This window comes from Aeromicrobium sp., assembly GCF_047607065.1.
Lineage (GTDB): Bacteria > Actinomycetota > Actinomycetes > Propionibacteriales > Nocardioidaceae > Aeromicrobium.
Window position 1 is genome coordinate 12787 of sequence record NZ_JASGDU010000044.1, and the last position, 21751, is coordinate 34537.

Genomic DNA, 21751 nt, shown 5'->3' on the forward strand with positions numbered 1-21751 from the left:
GATCGATCTCCCGAACAACTCGTCTTGCGACGACCAGAGGAGTCAAGCGAGCCGAGAACGGAGATACTCCAGGGCCTCGTCGGCGATCCGACCCGCAGTTTCATGGCGATCGGGGAAGTTGACAGCCCACGGGCGGCCCGGATGCAGCGTGTCCCACCGCGACTTCACACCTGCACGGCGACCGGTGCCTGGATCGTGGTTCCCGAAACCTTCCACCAGCGTGTTCCACACGGGTTGAGAATGCTGGATCATCGCCGACTCGCCGAGAGGGATCCAGATCGGCTCGACGACGAGATAACGGAAACGAAAATCTTCGATGTTCAGGTTCTCGGTGTGGCCGATGCTCTTCACGTGCTCTCGCAGCCTGTCGCGCAACGCCTTCGTTCGCGCTGTCACATCCACCGCAATGCCTTTACGCGCGCCTCCGGGGACGGCCTTCCCGACATAGATCGCCACATCATGCGCAGCCTCGTCTACCAATGGAGCGTAGGCGGGGAAGGACCCCCGGTAGTAGATCGCGTAGACACCAGCGCCTCGGAAGTCTCCGATGTCAGTGGATGTGACGGCGGGCGTCTGCAACAACTTGCTGGCGATGCTTGTGGCGAGGTTCTCCATGTCGAGAGGATTGAACGCCGTCACGCCGCCGGATCGTTTCGTCTCCACGCGCGAGCTTCGACGGCGGCACGCACCGTCGCCAACTCTAGGTGCGTGCGCACCGACCCTGCGACGATCTGCGCCAATCGGACGGGGACGGCGTTGCCCAGTTGCCGCATCGCTTCAGTCCATGATCCGTGGAGTTCGTACGCATCGGGGAAGGTCTGCAAACGAGCGGCCTCACGCACCGTGAAGTAACGCACCGTGCCGTCTGGCCGACGCAGCATGTTCTCACCGCCCGGCACACCATGATCGCCGGCTTTCAGCGCCTTCGACGGCAGATCGAGAGGCGAACCGGTGTGCCCCGGATAGGACCGCGCGCCGGGACGCAACACGTGGTTGAGGTAGCGGCGACTGCCGTTCTCCGTCGGCTCAGGAAGCCCCTCCACGGCTTCTCGGACAGTGCGCCACGGCTTACCCACCGGCGCGATCAAGCCGCCGTCCAGTTGTCGCGCACGTGAGAGCTGTCGCTCCGTCGGCTCCGGTCGCTTCGCGCGCGACACCCGCAGCCGGTCCCAGTACTCGCCTGAGACCCATTGGTCGTACACCAGCGCGTCGGAGGTGTGTGTCGCCGCCGGGAAGGACCATTCCGCGTTCACGTCGGCACGGAAGCCGACGAGGAAAACCCGCCACCGCTGTTGCGGCACGCCGTAGTCGGCCGCGTTGACCAGAGTCGGAATGACTCGATACTCGAGCATCCCGTGCGCCGCCGTGGTCAGTTCTGCTTGCAGCCGAGCGTGGTGCTCCGTCCACGACTCCCCCTGCTTGGCGGAAAGTTCCGGAAACCTCAAGCGGGCCTGAATGTAGTCGTAGTAGTTGGCAAAAGCCGGGCGCGTGAGTCCTCTGACATTCTCGATGATGAATGCTCGGGGCCGAAGCTGACGAATCACCTCAGCCGTCGCCGGGAACATATCGCGCTGGTCATCGGCGGCCCGCGCCTTGCCCCCCATCGAGAACGGCTGGCAAGGAGGCCCGCCCGCCACCAAGTCGATGTCGCCGAACGACGACCAATCAACATCGCGCACATCGCCCTCGTGGACATCCCACCCTGCTACCAGCGGATAGCCCCGCTCACGGTTCCCACGGACCGTGTCACACGCCCAATGGTCCCATTCGGCCACCATCGCAGGCTCAAATCCGGCCAAACCGCAGCCTAAAGCCAAGCCTCCGGCACCGGCGAACAACTCCACTGATCTCACTTCACGACCGTACCGCAGTAGATGACGACCAGGCCACAAAATCGAACAGTTGATCGAAAGCCTTCCCGAAGCGGCCTCAGCCGAGGCGGGTGGCGACGGCGTCGCAGAGTTGTTCGAGGGCAGCGCGGGCGGAGATGTCAGGCAGGCCGTGCAGCAGGGCGCGGGCCGCGTCGGCCTCGGCCTGGACGTAGGCGCGCGCGGCATCCATCGCGGAGTGCGCACGCAGCGCCGCCAGCGCCTCGGCGTGCTCGGCGTCGTCGACCAGCGGCTTGCCCAGCAACTCGCGCAGGCGGGCATCGGCCGGATCATCGGACTGCAAGGCGAGGAGCACCGGCAGCGTCGGCACGCCCTCGCGCAGGTCGGTGCCGGGCGTCTTGCCGGACTCCCCGGTCTCGCTGGCGATGTCGATGATGTCGTCGCGCAACTGGAAGGCCGTGCCGATGCGCTCGCCGAACTCGGTCAGCGCCCGCTCCACCTCGACCGGCGCGGCGGCCATCATCGCGCCGAAACGCGCTGCAGTGGCGATCAGCGAGCCGGTCTTGTCGGCCACGACGTCCAGATAGTGCCGCAGCGGGTCGGCCTCGCCGGGGCCGATGGTCTCGCGGATCTGCCCCTGCACGAGGCGCGAGAAGGTCCGCGCCTGGATGCGGACCGCCTCCGGGCCGAGCGAGGCGACGATCTGCGAAGCCTGCGCGAACAGGAAGTCCCCGACGAGGATGGCCAGGGTGTTGTCCCAACGGGCGTTGGCGCTGTCCGCGCCGCGCCGCTTGTCGGCCTCGTCCATCACATCGTCGTGGTAGAGCGTGGCCAGGTGGGTCAGTTCGACGACGACCGCCGACGGCACGACACCCGGTGCGGCAGGGTCTCCGAACTCCGCAGCCAGGGCGACGAGCAGCGGCCGGAACCGCTTGCCCCCCGCGCGCAGCAGGTGCGAGGCGGCCTCGGCGACGAACGGCTCGTCCGAATGCGCGGCGTCGGCGAGCTGGCGCTCGATCTCCGACACGCCCGCGACCACCCGCGCCTCCAGGGCCGGATCGGCGACCGCGAAGGGCAGCGCTGACGAGGTCTGCACGGATTCCTCCAGGGACGTAGACGGCACCCTCACGGCACGAGGGAGCCTGCTTGCTGCACCAACTCAAGCACAGGGCCGGGGACGATGCCGAGGATCACCGTACCGACGGCGGCCAGCACGACGACACCCGTGGTCAGCCGCGCGCCCGAGGCCACGGTCAGCGCGTCCGGATCGGCGAAGAACACCACCGAGATCATGCGGACGTAGAAGAACGCCGCCACCGCGCTCAGCAGGACGCCGAGCACCACGAGCCAGGCGTATCCCGCGCTCGCCGCCTCGGCGAAGACCGCCCATTTGCCGATGAAGCCGCCGGTCAGCGGGATGCCGGCGAAGGACAGCATGAAGACCGCGAAGCTCACGCCCAGCACCGGACTCTCCCGGCCCAGGCCCGCCCAGCGCGCCGCAGCCGTCGCCTCGCCGCCGGCGTCGCGCACCAGCGCCACGACCGCGAAGGCACCCATCGAGGCCAGGCCGTAGGCCAGCAGGTAGAACAGCACCCCGGCTGCGTCGCCGTCGAGCACTCCGGTCAGCACGAATCCGGCATGGGCGACCGACGAGTACGCGAGCATACGCTTGACGTCGCTCTGGGCGATGGCCAGCAGCGACCCGACGAGCATGGTGGTCGTCGCGATCACCGCGACGAGCGGCTTCCAGTCGGTCTCGGCGGCCGCGAACAACACGCGCATCAGCGCCACGAAAGCGGCGGCCTTCGTTCCAGCGGCCATGAACGCGGTGACGGGGGTCGGCGCGCCCACGTAGACGTCGGGCGTCCAGGCGTGGAACGGCACGGCACCGACCTTGAACAGCAGCCCGACGGCCATCAGCGCGAGGGCCGCGACGCGCAGTTCGGCCTCGCCGCCGGGCGCGCCCAGCCCGTCGAGGGCGAACGAGCCGGAGTAGCCGTAGGCCAGCGCGGCACCGTAGAGGAAGAACGCCGAACTGAACGCCCCGAGCACGAAGTACTTCAGGGCCGCCTCCTGGCTCCACAGCCGGCGCCTCCGGGCCAGCCCGCACAGCAGGTACAGCGGCAGGCTCAGGACTTCGAGCGCGACGAACATCGTCAGCAGGTCGGCGCTGGCCGCGAACAGCATCATGCCGAGCAGCGCGAACAGGCCGAGCGGGAAGACCTCCGTGTGCTCGATCCGCTCGCGCAGCGCCTCGGCCTCCTCGTCCGAACCGGGGCGGTCGGCGGCCCGGCCGGTGAAGGCGCTCAGCCCGCCGTCGGCACGGCGGTCGGCGAACAGCGCGACACCGAGCAGCGCGAAGGCCGACAGCGCGATCCAGGTCAGCACGGCGGCCCGGTCGGCGAGCACAGTGCGACCCGGCTGGTCGGCCGGGCCGAAGCCGCCGCCGGCGTACACGGCGACGCTCGCGGCCAGCGCGACCAGGCTCACCGCGAACGCGAGTCCGGCCTGCACCGCGAATCGCGGGCCGCGCGGGCAGAAGGCCTCGATCAGCACCCCGGCCAGCGCGCCGGCCGCCACGAGGAGCAGCGGAGCGAGTAGCGCGTAGTCGAGATCGGGAGCGGGGATCACGGCAGCCCTCCTACGACGACGGCCACGGCCGGACCCACCAGGTCGAGTATCGGCTGCGGGAACAGGCCCAGCCCGATGATGACGACCACCAGCGGCGTCAGGGCGGCGATCTCGCGCGGCGTCAGCTCGGTGACCCCGCGCGCCTGCTCGGTCAGCGGCCCGGTCATCGTGCGCCGGTACAGCACCAGCACGTAAACCGCAGCCAGGACGATGCCGAGCGTGGCCGCAGCGGCCAGCGGCACCGAGACGGTGAACGTCCCGGCCAGCACGAGGAACTCACTGACGAACGGTGCCAGGCCCGGCAGCGACAGGCTCGACAGGCCCGCGACGAGCAGCACCCCCGACATCACCGGAGCGATCTTCTGCACACCGCCGAAGTCCCCGATCTCGGCCGAGCCGCGCCGCGCGATCATCACGCCGGTCACGAGGAACAGCGCGGCGGTCGACAGGCCGTGGTTGAACATGTACAGCGCCGATCCAGCCATCGAGGTCTGCGTGAAGGCGAAGATGCCGAGGATGATGAAGCCGAAGTGCGATACCGAGGTGTAGGCGACGAGCCGGCGGAGGTCGCTCGATCCGATGGCCGCCAGCGCGCCGTAGAGGATGCTGACGACCGCGAGCGCCATGATCGTCGGCGAGGCCCAGTCGGCCGCGCCGGGGAACAGCCCCAGCCCCCAGCGGATCATGCCGAAGGTGCCTACCTTGTCGATGACGCTGACCATGAGCACCGAGGTCGCCGGGGTCGCCGACGCCGCCGCCTCCGGCAGCCAGGTGTGGAACGGCCACAGCGGTGCCTTGATGCAGAACGCCGCCATGAAGCCGGCGAACAGCAGCCGCTCGGTGCCATCGCCCATCGGCAGCGCGGCCAGGTCGGCCAGCCGGTAACTCGGCTCCCCGGCGTCGGACGACACGACGTACAGCCCGACGACCGCCGCCAGCATGAGCAGTCCGCCCAGCAGGTTGTACAGCAGGAAGGTCGTGGCGGCCTTGCGCCTGCCGGGGCCGCCGTAGGAGCCGATGAGGAAGTAGATCGGCACGAGGGTCGCCTCGAAGGCCACGTAGAACAAGAAAGCGTCCTGGGCACAGAACACGAGGAACGCCAACGCCTCCAGCACCAGCATGTAGGCGACGTAGGAGTTGGCGCTGCGGCGGCCGGGCAGCTCGTCGCGGTAGGAGGCGAGGATGACGACCGGGGTGAGGATCGCGGTGAGCAGGACGAGCAGCAGCGCGATGCCGTCGACCCCGACCGCGTACCAGGCACCGAGCGGCTCGATCCAGCGGTGCTCGGCGAGCATCTGGGTTCCGCCCGCGTCGAGGTCGAAACGTGCCGCGACCGCGAACGCGACGCCGAGGGCCGCCAGGCTCGCGCCGAGGGCGACGTGCCGCGCGCGCTGCTGCTCGGCGCGGCTGCGGCGCGGCAGAGCGGTGACGGCCAAGGCACCGACGAGCGGTGTCAGAACCAGGACGGAGATCATCGCCAGATCACCACCAGCAGGCTCAGGGCGACGACGAGCGCCCCGGCGAGGATCGTCAGCGCGTAACTGCGCACGAAGCCGTTCTGCCACGTGCGCATCCCGGCGGCCCCCTCCCCGATCAGGCCGGCGACTCCGGTGATGGCGCCGTGCAGCCCGGCGCGGTCGAACCGGGCGATGCCGCGCGCGAGGGCGGTCACAGGGCGGACCACGACCCAGGCGTTGATCGCGTCGCCGTAGAGGTCGGCCCGCGCGGCGCGGGTCAGGATCGAAACCTTCTCCGGCGCGGTGTCGGCGACTTCGCGGCGGCCGTACGTCAGCCAGGCCGTCAGGACGCCGAGCGCCACGACGCCGGTGACCAGGCCGGAGACCGCCAGCGGCGACCATGCGCTGCCGGCGATCACGACGTCGTGATGTCCTTCGCGATGTGCAGGGTGGCCCACGACCGGCCGGAGCCAGTCGGTGATCCAGTCGCCGAGGAGCAGCGCGCCGCCCAGCACGGAAGCCGCCGCCAGGACCACCAACGGCACGGTCATCGTGGCCGGCGACTCGTGCGGATGCACCTGCTCGCGCCAGCGGCGACGGCCCGCGAAGGTCATCGCCATGAGCCGGGTCATGTAGAAGGCGGTGACACCGGCACCGAGCACCGTGGCCAGGCCGATCCAGACGTCATGGGCGAGCGCGGCCTCGATGATCCTGTCCTTGCTGAAAAATCCCGAGAATCCGGGGAATCCGATGATCGCCAGGTAACCGAGTCCGAAGGTGGCGAAGGTGACCGGCAGCGCCCGCGCCAGCGCCCCGTAGTGACGCATGTCGACGTCATCGCCCATCGCGTGCATGACCGATCCGGCACCGAGGAACATGTTCGCCTTGAAGAAGCCGTGGGTGAGCAGGTGGAAGATCGCGAAGGCGTAACCGGCCGGGCCGAGGCCGGCGGCGAGCATCATGTAGCCGATCTGGCTCATGGTCGATCCGGCGAGCGCCTTCTTGATGTCGTCCTTGGCGCAGCCGATGATCGCACCGGCCAGCAGCGTCACCAGGCCCACGATCACGACGGCCGTGCGCGCGGCCGGCGAGGCGTCGAAGATCGCGTGGCTGCGCACGACGAGGTACACGCCTGCAGTGACCATCGTTGCGGCGTGGATCAGCGCCGAGACCGGGGTCGGACCCTCCATCGCGTCGAGCAGCCAACTCTGCAGCGGGACCTGCGCGGACTTGCCGCACGCACCCAGCAGCAGGAGCAGACCGAGCGCCGTGATCGTGGTCGCCGCAGTACCGGGCACCGAATCGGCTACGGCGGCGATCTCGGTCGTGCCGAACTCGGCGAACATCAGCATGATCGCCAGCGCCATGCCGACGTCGCCGACCCGGTTGACGACGAAGGCTTTCTGCGCGGCGGCCGCCGCCGAGGACTTGTGCTGCCAGAAACCGATCAGCAGGTACGACGCGAGACCGACGCCCTCCCAGCCGAGGAACAGCACCAGGTAGTCGCCCGCGAGCACCAGCACGAGCATCGCCGCGACGAACAGGTTGAGGAAGGCGAAGAAGCGCCGCCGTCGTTCGTCGTGGGCCATGTAGCCGATGGAGTAGACGTGGATCAGCGTGCCGACACCCGTGATGAGCAGCACGAACACCGCCGCCAGCGGGTCGTAGACGAAGGACATCTCGACGTGGAACTCGCCCGTGGAAAACCAGGTGAACAGCGCCTCGCTCACCGTCCGGTCGTGGGCGTCGCGGCTCAGCAGGCCGACGAACAGCCACACGCCCCAGCCGAAGGACACCGCCGAGGCGGCCGTGGCGATGAGGTGACCGAAGCGGTCTGATTCCTTGCCCCAGGTGAGCAGCAGCGCGGCCCCGAGCGCGGGGGCGGCGATCAACGGCCACAGGATCATCCGCGCACCTGCCTGACCTCGTCGAGACTGATCGAGCCGCGGGAGCGGTGGACGGCGATGATGATCGCCAGGCCGACGACGACCTCCGCTGCGGCCACGACCATGACGAAGAAGGCCGCGAGCTGTCCGTCGAGGGTGCCGTGCTCGCGCGAGAAGGCGACGAACGCGAGGTTGGCGGCGTTGAGCATGAGTTCGACGCACATGAAGACGATCAGTGCATTGCGGCGCACGAGGACGCCGACCGCGCCGATGGTGAACAGGATCACCGACAGGCTCAGCAGATCACTCATCGTCCGCCTCCTCACCGGTCCCTGAGGTGCGAGCTTGCGAGCCTCGAAGGGACCCACCGTGGGGCGGGTCGATCACCTGGCCGCGGCGCACCAGGCTGCCCGGCACCGACGACTCCAGCGGCGTGCCGTCGGGCAGCAGGGCCGGCGCGTCCACGGCGTTGTGCCGGGCGTAGACGCCGGGGGTCGGTGCGTTGCCCGGATGTTTGCCGGACTCGCCGAAGTCCCGGATGCGCCGCGCGGCCAACTCCGCCTGCGTCGGCACCGGCCTCAGCCGTTCACGATGCGCGAGCACCATCGCCCCGAGCACCGCCGTCACCAGCAGGGCCGCAGTGAACTGGAAGGCGAGCATGTACGGACCGAACATCAGGGCTGCCAAACCTTCGACGTTCTCGTCCTCGACGGCCGAGACCTGGGCCGAGAAACCGCCGGCGGCCGCCTGCGCGACGCCGATCACGAGCAACGCGCCGAATCCCAGGCCGACCAGCGTGGCCGCGACCCGCTGCAGCGGCAACGGCTCGGTGAGTGCCTGCGGCCCGGACTCCACGCCGACGAGCATCACCACGAAGAGGAAGAGCATCATGATCGCGCCGGTGTAGACGATGATCTGCACCGCGAACAGGAACGGTGCCCCGTTGGCGGCGTACAGCACTGCCAGGCCGATCATCACCACCGCCAGGCACAGCGCCGCGTGGACGGCCTTGCGAACGAAGATCAGCCCGAGCGCGGCGATCACGATGACCGGCGCCACCACCCCGAACGCGCTCATGGGTTCACCCCCCATTCATTGAGGTGCGAGCCTGCGAGCCTCGAAATGAACGGCGGCAGCACCCTTCGAGGCTCGTCGCTGCGCTCCTCGCGCCTCAGGGAGCGGTTCCTCCACGCGCTCATTCGTCACGCTCCACGAGGGGGAGGGTCTTGCCCCGGTAGTAATCGTGGTGGTCATCGCTGAGAAGCATCGCGTGCGGCGGCTCGGTCATGCCCGGCAGCAGCGGCGCGAGCAGGTCGGACTTCTCGTAGATCAGGTCGGCGCGGTTGTCGTCGGCCAACTCGTACTCGTTGGTCATCGTCAGCGCGCGGGTCGGGCAGGCCTCGATGCACAGCCCGCACAGGATGCAGCGCAGGTAGTTGATCTGGTAGACGCGCCCGTACCGCTCCCCCGGACTGAACCGCTCCTCGTCGGTGTTGGCCGCGCCCTCGACGTAGATGGCATCGGCCGGGCAGGCCCAGGCGCACAGCTCGCAGCCGACGCACTTCTCCAGGCCGTCGGGCCAGCGGTTGAGCTGATGGCGGCCGTGGAAACGCGGTGCCGTGGGCACCTTCTCAAACGGGTACTGCTCGGTGACGACCTTTTTGAACATCGTCCGGAAGGTCACGCCGAAGCCTGCCACGGGATCCCAGACATTGCCCTTGATGCTCATGCCACCTCCTCCTTCTCCTCGTAGCGGAGGGGGACGGGATAGCCGTCGGCGGCCGATCCGGTGGCCGGGTCGGGACGCGGCGGCGTGGGCTTGTTGCGCCGCAGCGCGATGACCGCGAGCAGCGCCAGTGCGACGGCAACCCCCGCCCAGTCGACCACCGAGGCATCGACCGAGCCGTCGAGCACCGCCTTGCGCAACACGATGACGACGAAGATCCACGCCAGCGAGACCGGGATGAGGATCTTCCAGCCGAAGGCCATGAACTGGTCGTAGCGCATCCGCGGCAGGGTGCCGCGCAGCCAGATGAACACGAAGATGAAGCCGAGCGTCTTGCCGAGGAACCACAGCACCGGCCAGTACCCGGAGTTGGCACTCTCCCACACCTGCGCCAGGCCGAACGGCGCGCGCCAGCCGCCGAGGAACAGCGTGGTGGCCAGCGCCGAGACCGTGACCATGTTGATGTACTCGGCCAGGAAGAACAGCGCGAACTTCAGCGACGAGTACTCGGTGTGGAAGCCGCCGACGAGTTCACCCTCGGCCTCCGGCAGGTCGAAGGGCGCGCGGTTCGTCTCGCCGACCATCGCGATGACGTAGACGACGAAGGACGGCAGCAGCGGCACGAAGTACCACAGGTCGGCCTGCGCGGCGACGATCTCGGAGGTCGACATCGTGCCCGCGTAGAGGAAAACGGTGACGAAACTCAGCCCCATCGCCACCTCGTAACTGATGACTTGAGCGCTGGAGCGCAGGCCGCCGAGCAGCGCGTACGTCGAACCCGACGACCACCCGGCGAGCACGATCCCGTAGACGCCGATGGAGGTGACCGCGAGGACGTACAGGACCGCTACCGGCATGTCGGTCAGTTGCAGCGGCGTGACGGTGTCGGTGAAGGGGATGCGCACCTCGGGGCCGAACGGCATGACCGCCCAGGCGAGGAAAGCCGGGATCGTGGCGAGGATCGGCGCGAGGACGTAGACGATCTTGTCGGCCGCCTTGACGATCAGGTCCTCCTTGAGCGCGAGTTTCACGCCGTCGGCCAGGCTCTGCAGCAGGCCGAACGGGCCGTGGACGTTGGGGCCGACGCGGTGCTGCATGCGCGCGACGACACGGCGCTCGAACCAGATGTTGAACAGCGTGTAGACCACGAGAATCACGAAGATCAGCGTCGCCTTGAGCGCGACCACCCAGAACGGCTCGCTCCCGAACGCCTCACTCATCGCCGGCCTCCGGTGTACGTCCCTTCGAGGCTCGGGGACCGGAGTCTGGCCGACCCCTGAGGTGCGACGAGGAACGAGGAGCCTCGAAGGGACCAGCCTCCGCAGCCACAACACTGCCGTGGCCGAGGCCGAGTTCGCGCAGGTTGACCCCGTTGTTGCCCGGCACCCACACGACCCCGTCGGGAAGGTCGCCGACCCGCGCCGGGAAGGTCGCGCCGCCGGCAAGCCGGACGCTGCCGCCGGGCGTCACGCCGAGCGCCTCCCAGGTACCGGCGCTCGCCAGCGCGACGGCCGGCCGGGCGGTGGCGCGATACTCCGGCTGCCCGTCCTGGCTACGGCCGTCGTCGACGAGTTGACGCCAGGTGGCCACGACGACGTGCCCCGGTGCCAGACGTTCGGGGGCGCGCATCGCCGAGGACGGGCCCTCGGCCCGCGCGCCGTCCCACGCTCCGAACGCCTCGTGGTCGGCCAGGGCCTCGGCGGTGGCGCGGAAGCCGAGCGGGCACCCCATCTCCTCGGCGATCCCGGCCAGCACCCGCACGTCCGGGAGCGACCCCGGCTCGCCCAGCGCCGCCTCGAAGCCCCGGCGGCGTCCCTCCCAGGTGACGAAGGTGCCGGACTTCTCCGCCGGCGGCGCCACCGGAAGGACCACGTGGGCATGGTCGGTGACCTCACTGCGGCGCACTTCCAGGCTCACGACGACATCGGCCGCCGTCAGCGCCGCGCGCGCCCGAGACGGATCGGGAAGGTCGGCGATCTCGACCCCGCCGACGAGCAGGCCGAGCAGGCTGCGGTCGGCGACTGCCTCCACGATCCCGGCGGTGTCGCGGCCGCGGGTCCGGGGAATGACGGCCCCGCCCCACCCGGCGGCCAGATCGGCGCGGGCCTCGGCCGAGGCGACCGGACGCCCACCGGGCAGCAGGTTGGGCAGCAGTCCGGCCTCGACCGCCGCACGGTCCCCGGCCCGGCGCGGCACCCAGGCGACCGGAACGCCGTCGAGATCGCTCAGCAGGGCCAGCAGGCCGGGCACCAGCGCCGCACGCTCCCCGGCGAGCACGACATCGCCGGGTCCGAGGCCGAGGGCGGCGAGGGCCGCCGCCTCCTGGCCCGGCACGGCCTGGACCAGCTCCGCGCCGAGTTTGACCGAACCGCGGCTGCGGTGACTGGCGACGGTCACGACCCGCAAGCCGCGCCGGCGCACCGCTCGACGCAACCGCAGGAAGAGCGTGGCCGCCTCGTCCTCCGGTTCCAGCGCGACCAGCACGACGCGCCGCGCCCGGTCCAGATCGGCATAGGTGGGACCGAGGCCCGAACCGGCGACGCGCGCGGCGAGGAAGTCGGCCTCCTCCGGGCCGATGGCCCGCGAACGGAAGTCGACGTCGTTGGTGCCGAGCGCGATGCGGGCGAAGGCGCTCCACCCGTGGGCGTCCTCCAAGGTCAGGCGGCCGCCCGGCAACACCCCGACCGCGCCGCGCACCGACTCCAGCAGGCGGCCGGCGACGGCCAACGCCCCCGGCCACGACATCGGCCGCAACTCCCCGCTCTCGTCGCGGACGAGGGGGGTGCGCAGGCGGTCGTCCTGACGTGACCAGGTGAAGGCGAAGCGGTCCTTGTCGCTGATCCACTCCTCGTTGACCTGCGGGTCGTCCCCGGCGAGGCGGCGCAGGACCCGGCCGCGGCGGTGGTCGACGCGGATCGCCGCACCGCAGGCGTCGTGCTCGGCCACCGACGGCACCGAGACGAGGTCGAAGGGCCGCGAGCGGAAGCGGTAGTCGGCGCTGGTCAGCGCTCCGACGGGGCAGATCTGGATCGTGTTGCCGGAGAAGTAGGACTGGAAGGGGGCGTCGGGACCGGTACCGATCTGCTGCTGGGCACCTCGCTCGACCAGCGCGATAAACGGGTCACCGGCGACCTGCTCGGAGAATCGGGTGCAGCGGGCGCATAGCACGCACCGCTCGCGGTCGAGGAGCACCTGCGCCGAGACCGGGACCGGCTTGGCGAAGGTGCGCTTGGCCTCGGCGAACCGGCCCTCGGTGCGCCCGTGGCTCATCGCCTGGTTCTGCAGGGGGCACTCCCCGCCCTTGTCGCAGACGGGACAGTCGAGCGGATGGTTGACCAGCAGGAACTCCATCGTGCCGCGCTGCGCGGCGGCCGCGACCTCGGAGGTGAGGTGGGTGCGCACGACCATGCCGGGGGCGACCTCCAGCGTGCAGGACGCCTGCGGCTTGGGGAAGCCCCGGCCGTTGCCCGCGTCGGGCACGTCGACGAGGCACTGGCGGCACGCACCGACCGGATCGAGCAGCGGGTGGTCGCAGAAGCGCGGGATGTCGACGCCGATCAGCTCGGCCGCGCGGATCACGAGGGTCCCCTTCGGCACGCTGACGCTAATGTCATCGATGGTGACGGTCACCAGTTCGACGGGTGCCTGGGTCTGCGGCGTGGCCTCAACGGTCATGGCGTGACCTCCCCGAGATCGTGGAGGTCATTTCGATCCCCCGCAAGCGGGAGGTGCCCCCACTCGCACGCTCGCGCCTCAATGACCGGGCCACCCGGTCCCTGAGGCGCGACGAGCGCAGCGAGGAGCCTCGAAGGGACATCACGCGCCCACCCCCTCAGCGGCAAACAGGGTCGAGGCCGCAGGCGGGAACAGCTCGGCCAACGGGGTGCGCATGCCGGCCTCGAACTCGGAGCGGAAGTGCGCGATGCCCGAGGTAATCGGGCTGGTCGCGCCGTCACCGAGCGCGCAGAACGAACGGCCGAGGATGTTGCCGCACAGCTCCAGCAGCAGGTCGATGTCGCCCTCGCGGCCCTGCCCCGAGTCGAGTCGGCGCAGCACCTGCACGAGCCACCAGGTGCCCTCACGACACGGCGTGCATTTGCCGCAGGACTCGTGCTTGTAGAACTCCGTCCAGCGCAGCACGCACCGCACGACCGAGGTGGTCTGGTCGAAGACCTGCAGCGCCTTGGTGCCCAGCATCGAGCCGGCCGCACCGACACCCTCGTAGTCGAGCGGGATGTCCAAGTGATCGGCGGTGAGGATCGGCGTCGAGGAGCCTCCGGGGGTCCAGAACTTCAGCCGCGAGCCGTCCCGCATGCCGCCGCCGAGGTCCAGCAGTTCGCGCAGCGTGATGCCGAGCGGTGCCTCGTATTGGCCGGGGCGCTTCACGTGGCCCGAGAGCGAATACAGCGTGAAACCGGGGGACGTCGAGGTGCCCATCGAGGTGAACCACTCAGCCCCGCCGTTGACGATGGCCGGCACCGAGGCGATGGACTCGACGTTGTTGATAACGGTCGGGCAGGCGTACAAGCCCTCGACAGCCGGGAACGGCGGGCGCAGGCGCGGCTGACCGCGGCGGCCTTCGAGCGAGTCGAGCAGCGCGGTCTCCTCGCCGCAGATGTAGGCCCCGGCACCGGCGTGGATGACGAGATCGACGCCCGTGCGCTCGCCGAGATACCCGGCCGCATACGCCTCGCGCACGGCCGCGCGCAGCCGGCGGATCACGTGCAGCACCTCCCCGCGCACGTAGACGAAGGCCTGCCGCGCGCCGATGGCCCGGGCGGCGATGATGACGCCCTCGACGAGCGTGTGCGGGCTGGCCATCATCAGCGGGATGTCCTTGCAGGTGCCCGGCTCGGACTCGTCGGCGTTGACCACGAGGTACGTCGGCTTGCCGGAGTCGGCGGGGATGAAGGACCACTTCAGGCCGGTCGGGAAGCCCGCGCCGCCACGGCCGCGCAGGCCCGCAGTTTTCACGAGGTCGATCAGTTCGGCCGGCGTCATGGACAGCGCCGTGCCGAGCGCGAGGTAGCCGCCACGAGCGGTGTAGGACTCCAGCGTCCAGGCCCGGTCGTCGGCCCAGCCGGCGCTGAGGACAGGAGTCAGCCTGTCAGCCATCGTGACCTCCCTTCGAGGCTCGCTCGTCCCTCGCTCGCACCTCAGGGAGCGACAAGGCTTCGGTCCCTGAGGTGCGAGCTTGCGAGCCTCGAAGGGACGACTCCGGTGCGGTCCAGCCGCGCTCGTTCGCGATCTCCAGGCCCGCGAGCGAGGCGTCGCCGGCGGCCGGCCCCTCGTCGACCCGGCCGTCCTCGAAGCCGGCGATAACCCGCTCGGCCTCGCGCCAGGAGGTGATCGTCGCGCCTCGCGGGGAGACGACCTCCTCGCCGGAGCACAGCCGGTCGACCAGGCCAACGGCCGAAACCGGGTCCTGGCGGTCGAAGAACTCCCAGTTCACGGTCATCACCGGGGCGTAGTCGCAGGCGGCATTGCACTCGATGCGTTCCAAGCTGATTTGGCCGTCCTCGGTGGTCTCGTCGTTGCCGATACCGAGGTGGTCGCACAGGCGCTCGTAGATCGCGTCGCCGCCCATGACCGCGCACAGCGTGTTGGTGCAGACGCCGACGTGATGCGTGCCCATCGGACGGCGCTTGTACATCGTGTAGAAGGTCGCGACACCGGACACCTCGGCGGTGGTCAGGCCGAGCAACTCGGCGCACAGTTCGATGCCCTCGGCCGAAACGTGGCCCTCGACGGACTGGACGAGATGCAGCATCGGCAACAGCGCCGACCGCGCCTCGGGATACCGCCCCATCAACTCCCGCAGTTCAGCCACGGTCGTCTCATCGAATCGGCTCATCGCACACCCCCTTGCGTCCCTTCGAGGCTCGGGGACCGGCAGATTCCGGTCCCTGAGGTGCGAGCTTGCGAGCCTCGAAGGGACCTCCGGAGCGCCAGCGAGTCGCGCGGACTCACCGGTCAACACCCCCCATGACGGGATCGATGCTCGCGATGGCGACGATGACGTCGGAAATCATCCCGCCCTCGCTCATCACCGAGGTGCCCTGCAGGTTGACGAAGGACGGGTCGCGGAAGTGAACGCGATACGGCCGGGTGCCGCCGTCGGAGACCGCGTGACAGCCAATCTCGCCGCGCGGCGACTCGACGGCCGCGTACGCCTGACCGGGCGGCACCCGGAAGCCCTCGGTCACGAGCTTGAAGTGGTGGATCAGCGCCTCCATCGACTCGCCCATGATGTGCGCGACGTGCTCCGGGGAGTTGCCCTGACCGTCGCCACCGACGCTGAGCCGGGCGGGCCAGGCGATCTTCTTGTCCGCGACCATCGTCGGCTGACCGTGAGTGTCAGCCAACCGCTCCACGGCTTGTTCAACGATCCGCAGACTTTGAGTCATCTCGTCCAGGCGCACGCGGAAGCGGCCGTAGGCGTCCGGCTCGTCCCACGTCACGACGTCGAAGTCGTAGCCGTCGTAGCCCCAGTACGGCTGGGTGCGGCGCAGGTCCCAGTCGTAGCCGGTCGCGCGCAGCACCGGGCCGGTCAGCCCGAGCGCGAGGCAGCCGGCCAACTCCAGGTGGCCGACGCCCTTGAGCCGCCGCGTGAAGATCGGGTTCGCGTTGCACAGCGCGGCGTATTCCGGCAGCCGCTTCTTGAGCGTCGCCACGGTCTCGCGCACCCGCTCCAGGCCGTCGTCGGGCAGGTCCTGGGCGACGCCTCCGGGGCGGAAGTAGGCGTGGTTCATGCGCAGGCCGGTGATCGCCTCGAAGCAGTTGAGGATCAGCTCACGGTCGCGGAAGCCGCAGGTCATCACCGTCAGCGCGCCGATCTCCATGCCGCCGGTGGCGATGCAGACCAGGTGCGAGCTGATCCGGTTGAGTTCCAACATGAGGATGCGCAGGTCGAGGGCGCGCTGCGGGATCTGGCCCTCGATCCCGAGCAGCCGCTCGACGGCCATCACGTAGGCAGCCTCGTTGGAGAACGGCGCGACGTAGTCCATGCGGGTGCAGAACGTGACGCCCTGGGTCCAGGTGCGGAACTCCATGTTCTTCTCGATGCCGGTGTGCAGGTAGCCGATGCCGGCGCGGGCGTCGGTGACCGATTCGCCGTCGAGTTCCACAATGAGCCGCAGCACGCCGTGGGTGGAGGGGTGCTGCGGACCCATGTTGACGACGATCTGGTCCCCGTCGGCCAGAGACGGATCGATCGTGTCCCAGTCCTGGCCGGTCACGGTGAAGACCGGTCCGCTGCCCGCGTCCGCAGCCCCCGCATACGGATCAGCGGCGCTCATGCGGCCCCTCGGGTCCGTGGCTTCGAGGCTCGGCCGCAAGCGGCCTCGCACCTCAGCCAGCGATGCGCGCACTCGGTCCCTGAGGTGCGAGCTTGGTCCCTGAGGTGCGAGCCTCGAAGGGACCCCGACATCGCCCTCATGCGTACGACCTCCGCTGGTCCGGTGCCGGGGTCGCCGCACCCTTGTACTCCACGGCAATGCCGCCGAGCGGGTAGTCCTTGCGCTGCGGGTGGCCGGGCCAGTCGTCGGGCATGAGGATGCGGGTCAGGCCGGGATGACCGTCGAAGACGATGCCGAACATGTCCCAGGCTTCCCGCTCGTGCCAGTCGGCGGTCGGGTAGACCGGCGTGATGCTGGGGACGTGCGGGTCGGCCTCCGGCGCGGCTACCTCCAGGCGGATGCGACGCCGGAAACTCATCGACAGCAGATGGATGACGACATGCAGCTCGCGCCCGGTCTCGGTCGGATAATGCACACCCGACAGCGAGGAGCAGAACTCGAAGCGCAGCGTCGGGTCGTCGCGCAGGTGCCGGGCGACCTCCGCTAACCGGTCGCGCACGACGTGGAAGGTGATCTCCCCTCGGTCGACGACGACCTTCTCGACGGCACCGCCTGCCCCCGCGTCGAGGTGCTCGGCCACCTCGTCGAACCAGCCGCCGTACGGCGGCAGGCTCGCCGGCGGCATCGCGACGGGCGTGCGCAGCCCCCCGAAGCCGCTGGTGTCGCCCGTGCCGCTCACCCCGAAAGCACCCTCGCGGACGCCGACGACCTCCAACTCGGTGGCTCCCTCCGGTACTAACTGGCTCACCGCAGCAGCCCTTTCATCGCCGAGGTCGGGGCGGCGGCGAGCGCGGCGGCCTCCTGCTCGCGCACCTCGGCTTCGCGGTGCGATCCGAGCTTGGCGTGCTGAACCTTGTCGTGCAGTTTCAACACCGCGTCGATCAGCATCTCCGGGCGCGGCGGACAACCCGGCAGGTACATGTCGACCGGGACGATGTGATCGACCCCCTGCACGATGGCGTAGTTGTTGAACATGCCGCCCGAGCTGGCGCACACGCCCATCGCGAGCACGTACTTCGGCTCGGCCATCTGGTCGTAGATCTGCCGCAGGACCGGGGCCATCTTGTTGCTGACCCGGCCCGCGACGATCATCAGGTCGGCCTGGCGCGGACTCGGCCGGAACACCTCCATGCCGAAGCGCGAGGAGTCGAAGCGCGGCGCGCCGAAGGTCATCATCTCGATGGCGCAGCAGGCCAGGCCGAAGGTCGCCGGCCAGAAGGACGCCTTGCGCATGTACCCCGCCAGGCCCTCGACCGTCGACAGCAGGACGCCGCTCGGCAGCTTCTCTTCCAGGCCCATCAGGTCCACTCCATTCCGCCGCGCCGCCACTCGTAGGCGTAGACGATGGTGAGGTTGACCAGGAACAGCAGCACCGCGAACACCGCGAACCACGTGAGCCGGTCGAAGGCGACCGCGAAGGGGTAGAGGAAGACGATCTCGATGTCGAAGACGATGAACATCATCGCGGTGAAGAAGTATTTGACGCTGACCTTGCCGCCACCGTCGGGCAGTGGACTGGGGCTGATGCCCGATTCGTAGCGGTCGAGCTTGGCCCGGTTGTAGCGGCGCGGTCCGGTGAGCGGCGCGATGGCGACGCTGAAGACGGCGAACCCGGCGGCGAGGGCACCCAGCACGAGGATCGGCGTGTACACGTTCATGTCACCTCCCGCAGGGCTTCGGTCGGATGGCCGGCGGCACTGTGAAACGCCTCACATCGCTACCGGTTCCCACGCTACGCCCGGCCGGGGTCCATGTGTTGCTTAGGTCACACTAAGAGATGGCGCGGATGGGCCGAACCCGTCATTGCCCCCCGCAAGCGGGAGGTGCCTCCAGTGCGCCCTTCGAGGCCGCTCGTTCCTCGCACCCCACGCGCACCAAGGGAGGAAGCCGTCAGGCGGGTTTGACGGAGTGGTGCAGGGCGACGATGCCGCCGGAGAGGTTGTGCCACTCGACGCGGCCCCAGCCTGCCTCGACCATGCGCAGGGCAAGGCCCTTCTGGTCCGGCCAGGCGCGGATCGACTCGGCCAGGTACACGTAGGACTCCGGATTGGACGAGACGCGGCGCGCAATCGGGGGCAGCGCCCGCATGAGGTAGTTCTGGTAGATCGACCGGAACGGCGTCCACGTCGGCGTACTGAACTCGCACACCACGATCCGTCCGCCCGGCTTGGTCACCCGGTGCAGCTCGCGCAGGCCCTCGACGGGATCGTGGATGTTGCGCAGCCCGAAGGAGATCGTCACCGCGTCGAAGGAGTCGTCCGCGAACGGCAGCCGCATCCCGTCGCCGGCGGTGAAGGGCAGGTCCGGGTACTGGCCCTTGCCCACCTGCAGCATGCCCAGCGAGAAGTCGCACGGCACGACCCACGCTCCGGCGTCGGCGAACGGCTTGCTGGAGGTGCCGGTGCCGGCGGCCAGATCGAGGATGCGCTCACCGGGTCGCGGCACGACCAGGCCGACCACGGCCCGGCGCCAGCGGCGGTCCTGGCCGAGCGACAAGACATCGTTGGTGAGGTCGTAGCGCGCGGCAACCTGGTCGAACATGCGCGCGACCGCGTGGGGGTCCTTGTCCAGTCCGGCTCGGCTCACCGGCTCACTCTCCCACGAGTAGGCTGGCACGTCGTGACCAACCCCGCCGGACCCGAGGCCGCCAGCGCTCCCGCGCGCCTGGTCGTGCGGACCCGGCGCGTGGAGGTCGACGACCTGCTCTCGCTGGTCCCCGAGCACGACTTCCTCGCGTGGGTACACGACGGCGACGGCATCGTGGGATGGGGCCGCGCCGCGCGCCTGAACGTCTCCGGCCCCGACCGTTTCACCGAGGCACGCCGCTGGTGGGACGACCTGCGCCAGCACGCCGTCGTCCGCGACGAGGTGTCCGCGCCCGGCAGCGGACTGGTGGCCTTCGGCAGCTTCGACTTCGCCCCCGGCGGACGCGGACACCTCGTGGTCCCGGAGATCGTCGTCGGCCGGCGCGGCGACACCGCCTGGGTCTCGACTCTCGGCTCCTCGCTGCTCCCGGCACCCCGGCTCGCCCCGGCGAGCGCCCCGGTGCCGCCCCGCCAGACCGAGATCGACCCCGGCGACCCCGGCACCTGGACCGACGCGGTGGCCTCGGCCGTGGAGCGCATCAACGGCGGCGACCTCGACAAGGTGGTGCTGGCCCGCGACGCGCACGCCCGGTTCGACGAACCGCTCGACGCCCGCTGGCCGGTGACCCAGCTGGCGAACGGATACCCGGCCTGCTGGACCTTCCACGTCGACGGCTTCTTCGGGTCCACGCCGGAGATGCTCGTGCGGCTCGACAGCGGATTGATGACCTCCCGTGTCCTGGCCGGCACCATCCGGCGCACCGGGGACGAGGCCCGCGACGCAGCGCTCGCCGGTTCGCTGGCCCGGTCGAGCAAGGATCTCGAGGAGCACGAGTACGCCGTACGATCGGTGGCCGACGCACTGCAGGCGCACTGCTCGGCGGTGACCTGCTCAGAGGCACCCTTCGTGCTGCACCTGCCGAACGTCATGCACCTGGCGACCGATGTCGCCGGTGTGGTCCCGTCCGGAACGTCGGTGCTGTCGGTTGTGGCCGACCTGCACCCGTCGGCCGCCGTCGGCGGCACCCCCACCGATGCCGCAGTGGCGCTGATCGAGGAGATCGAGAACCTCGACCGCGGCCGCTACGCCGGTCCGGTCGGCTGGATCGACGGCTGCGGCGACGGCGAGTGGGGCATCGGGCTGCGCGCGGCGCAGTTGGCCGCCGACGGACGCTCCGCGCGCCTGTTCGCCGGCTGCGGCATCGTGGCCGACTCCGTTCCCGCCGACGAACTCGCCGAATCCGAGGCCAAGCTCATCCCCGTCCGCTCGGCCCTGACCGCCCCGCCTGACCCGGCTCAGGCGGCTGGGGGAGCCAGCAGGGGGTAACGGGGGCTGAGCGCGTCGCCGGAGGAGGTGCCGCGCAGCCGGCGGCCCACCCACGGGCCTGCGTGTTCCTTGGCCCAGGCCAGATGCGCCGCACGGCGCTGCGCCGGGGTCAGCAGCACTGCGGGAGGCAACGGCAGCGGCTCCAGGTCGTGCTCGACCCCGAGCGCGTCGAGCACCGCCATCGCCATGCGCTGATGCCCCGCGCTCGACATGTGCATACGGTCGGTGTCCCACATCCGGTCGTCGCGGTAGTCGCGCAGCCGCCAGAAGTCCACGAGCGTGGCCCCATGCCGCTCGGCTACCTCGCGCACCAGCTCGTTGTAGATGGCGAACCGCCCGCGCAAGAAAGCGAACACGGGGGCCCCGCCGGGATCGTAGGCGGTGAACATCACCACCTGCGCCCCAGCCCCAACCAGCCGGGCGATGGCCGCGTCATAGTCGGCCACCAGCGCATCGATGTCGATCCGAGGGCGCAGCACGTCGTTGGCACCGGCATAGATCGTCACCAAATCGGGACGCAGGGCGAGCGCGGGCACCATCTGCTCGGCCAGGATCGGCCGCAGTTTGCGACCGCGGATCGCCAGGTTGGCGTAGGTCAGGCCCGCATACTGCTGCGCGAGGGCGACGGCGGCACGGTCGGCCCAGCCTCGAACACCGTTGGGACGAGCGGGATCGGCGTCGCCGACGCCTTCGGTGAAGGAGTCTCCGAGGGCGACGTACCGCTGAAATCGCATGAAATCAGGGTAGAAGACGCCTCCGTACCCTCCTCGGGCAGCACCGGCGGGGTCAGCGTGCGAAAGCGTGGCACCAGGCCGTCGCCGAGCGAACGCCCGCGCAACCGCCGCACGAACCACGGGATCGCATGCGCGACCAGCCATGCCAGCCGCCTGGCCCTGCGCGGTGCCTCCGGCGGCGGGTCGATGACGATGTCGTGCCGGACCCCGAGGCGCTC

At 69.9% G+C, this 21751-nt stretch carries 20 protein-coding genes; 1 reads left to right on the forward strand and 19 read right to left on the reverse strand.

The window, feature by feature from the left end; translation table 11 throughout:
- Nucleotides 1–42 precede the first annotated feature (42 nt).
- The 18 genes from QM597_RS06205 to QM597_RS06290 all read right to left on the reverse strand — a co-directional run bounded on the left by QM597_RS06205 (nt 43) and on the right by QM597_RS06290 (nt 19473).
- Entirely contained in the window at nt 43–663 is a 621-nt protein-coding gene (locus tag QM597_RS06205; protein ID WP_415004000.1) for an Eco29kI family restriction endonuclease, read from the reverse strand.
- Nucleotides 636–1853, reverse strand: a complete 1218-nt coding sequence (locus QM597_RS06210; protein WP_415004001.1) for a DNA cytosine methyltransferase — start codon at nt 1851–1853, stop codon at nt 636–638. The genes QM597_RS06205 and QM597_RS06210 overlap by 28 nt, the downstream gene beginning before the upstream one ends.
- Before the next feature lie 76 nt (nt 1854–1929).
- Complete coding sequence (locus QM597_RS06215) at nt 1930–2925, reverse strand: polyprenyl synthetase family protein (protein ID WP_415004002.1); 996 nt, start codon at nt 2923–2925, stop codon at nt 1930–1932.
- 29 nt (nt 2926–2954) lie between these two features.
- A complete protein-coding gene (gene nuoN, locus QM597_RS06220; protein WP_415004003.1) occupies nt 2955–4460 on the reverse strand; it encodes an NADH-quinone oxidoreductase subunit NuoN in 1506 nt (501 codons plus the stop codon).
- Nucleotides 4457–5935: an NADH-quinone oxidoreductase subunit M gene (locus QM597_RS06225; RefSeq protein ID WP_415004004.1), complete on the reverse strand. Its 1479-nt coding sequence runs from the start codon at nt 5933–5935 to the stop codon at nt 4457–4459. The genes nuoN and QM597_RS06225 overlap by 4 nt, the downstream gene beginning before the upstream one ends.
- On the reverse strand, nt 5932–7824 hold the full coding sequence (gene nuoL, locus QM597_RS06230) for an NADH-quinone oxidoreductase subunit L (protein ID WP_415004005.1): 1893 nt from the start codon (nt 7822–7824) through the stop codon (nt 5932–5934). Before nuoL ends, QM597_RS06225 begins: the two co-directional genes overlap by 4 nt.
- Complete coding sequence (gene nuoK, locus QM597_RS06235; RefSeq protein WP_415004006.1) at nt 7821–8114, reverse strand: NADH-quinone oxidoreductase subunit NuoK; 294 nt, start codon at nt 8112–8114, stop codon at nt 7821–7823. The genes nuoL and nuoK overlap by 4 nt, the downstream gene beginning before the upstream one ends.
- Nucleotides 8107–8880, reverse strand: coding sequence for an NADH-quinone oxidoreductase subunit J (locus tag QM597_RS06240; RefSeq protein WP_415004007.1), 774 nt, complete (start codon nt 8878–8880; stop codon nt 8107–8109). Before QM597_RS06240 ends, nuoK begins: the two co-directional genes overlap by 8 nt.
- A gap of 118 nt (nt 8881–8998) precedes the next feature.
- Nucleotides 8999–9532, reverse strand: a complete 534-nt coding sequence (nuoI, locus tag QM597_RS06245; RefSeq protein WP_415004008.1) for an NADH-quinone oxidoreductase subunit NuoI — start codon at nt 9530–9532, stop codon at nt 8999–9001.
- Nucleotides 9529–10749 (reverse strand): NADH-quinone oxidoreductase subunit NuoH, encoded by a 1221-nt coding sequence (gene nuoH / locus QM597_RS06250; RefSeq protein WP_415004009.1) that lies wholly within the window; start codon nt 10747–10749, stop codon nt 9529–9531. The genes nuoI and nuoH overlap by 4 nt, the downstream gene beginning before the upstream one ends.
- Nucleotides 10742–13204, reverse strand: coding sequence for an NADH-quinone oxidoreductase subunit G (locus QM597_RS06255; RefSeq protein WP_415004010.1), 2463 nt, complete (start codon nt 13202–13204; stop codon nt 10742–10744). Before QM597_RS06255 ends, nuoH begins: the two co-directional genes overlap by 8 nt.
- A gap of 141 nt (nt 13205–13345) precedes the next feature.
- Nucleotides 13346–14644: an NADH-quinone oxidoreductase subunit NuoF gene (nuoF, locus tag QM597_RS06260; protein ID WP_415004011.1), complete on the reverse strand. Its 1299-nt coding sequence runs from the start codon at nt 14642–14644 to the stop codon at nt 13346–13348.
- Nucleotides 14637–15383: an NADH-quinone oxidoreductase subunit NuoE gene (nuoE, locus tag QM597_RS06265; protein WP_415004012.1), complete on the reverse strand. Its 747-nt coding sequence runs from the start codon at nt 15381–15383 to the stop codon at nt 14637–14639. The genes nuoF and nuoE overlap by 8 nt, the downstream gene beginning before the upstream one ends.
- Before the next feature lie 112 nt (nt 15384–15495).
- Entirely contained in the window at nt 15496–16827 is a 1332-nt protein-coding gene (locus QM597_RS06270; RefSeq protein WP_415004013.1) for an NADH-quinone oxidoreductase subunit D, read from the reverse strand.
- Between the two features lie 136 nt (nt 16828–16963).
- Nucleotides 16964–17719 (reverse strand): NADH-quinone oxidoreductase subunit C, encoded by a 756-nt coding sequence (locus QM597_RS06275; RefSeq protein ID WP_415004076.1) that lies wholly within the window; start codon nt 17717–17719, stop codon nt 16964–16966.
- On the reverse strand, nt 17632–18186 hold the full coding sequence (locus QM597_RS06280) for a NuoB/complex I 20 kDa subunit family protein (RefSeq protein ID WP_415004014.1): 555 nt from the start codon (nt 18184–18186) through the stop codon (nt 17632–17634). The genes QM597_RS06275 and QM597_RS06280 overlap by 88 nt, the downstream gene beginning before the upstream one ends.
- The gene (locus QM597_RS06285; RefSeq protein WP_415004015.1) at nt 18186–18545 is read right to left on the reverse strand and encodes an NADH-quinone oxidoreductase subunit A; all 360 of its coding nucleotides are present in this window, start codon (nt 18543–18545) and stop codon (nt 18186–18188) included. The genes QM597_RS06280 and QM597_RS06285 overlap by 1 nt, the downstream gene beginning before the upstream one ends.
- Before the next feature lie 232 nt (nt 18546–18777).
- On the reverse strand, nt 18778–19473 hold the full coding sequence (locus QM597_RS06290) for a demethylmenaquinone methyltransferase (protein ID WP_415004016.1): 696 nt from the start codon (nt 19471–19473) through the stop codon (nt 18778–18780).
- Nucleotides 19474–19506: 33 nt separating this feature from the next.
- On the opposite strand from QM597_RS06290, the gene QM597_RS06295 reads away from it, so the two are divergent.
- Nucleotides 19507–20799 carry an isochorismate synthase gene (locus tag QM597_RS06295; protein ID WP_415004017.1) on the forward strand — a complete coding sequence of 431 codons (1293 nt, stop codon included), beginning with the start codon at nt 19507–19509 and terminating at the stop codon, nt 20797–20799.
- Here the strand turns inward: QM597_RS06295 and QM597_RS06300 are convergent.
- Nucleotides 20769–21533, reverse strand: a complete 765-nt coding sequence (locus QM597_RS06300) for an SGNH/GDSL hydrolase family protein (RefSeq protein ID WP_415004018.1) — start codon at nt 21531–21533, stop codon at nt 20769–20771. The genes QM597_RS06295 and QM597_RS06300 overlap by 31 nt on opposite strands.
- Nucleotides 21534–21751: the final 218 nt, after the last annotated feature.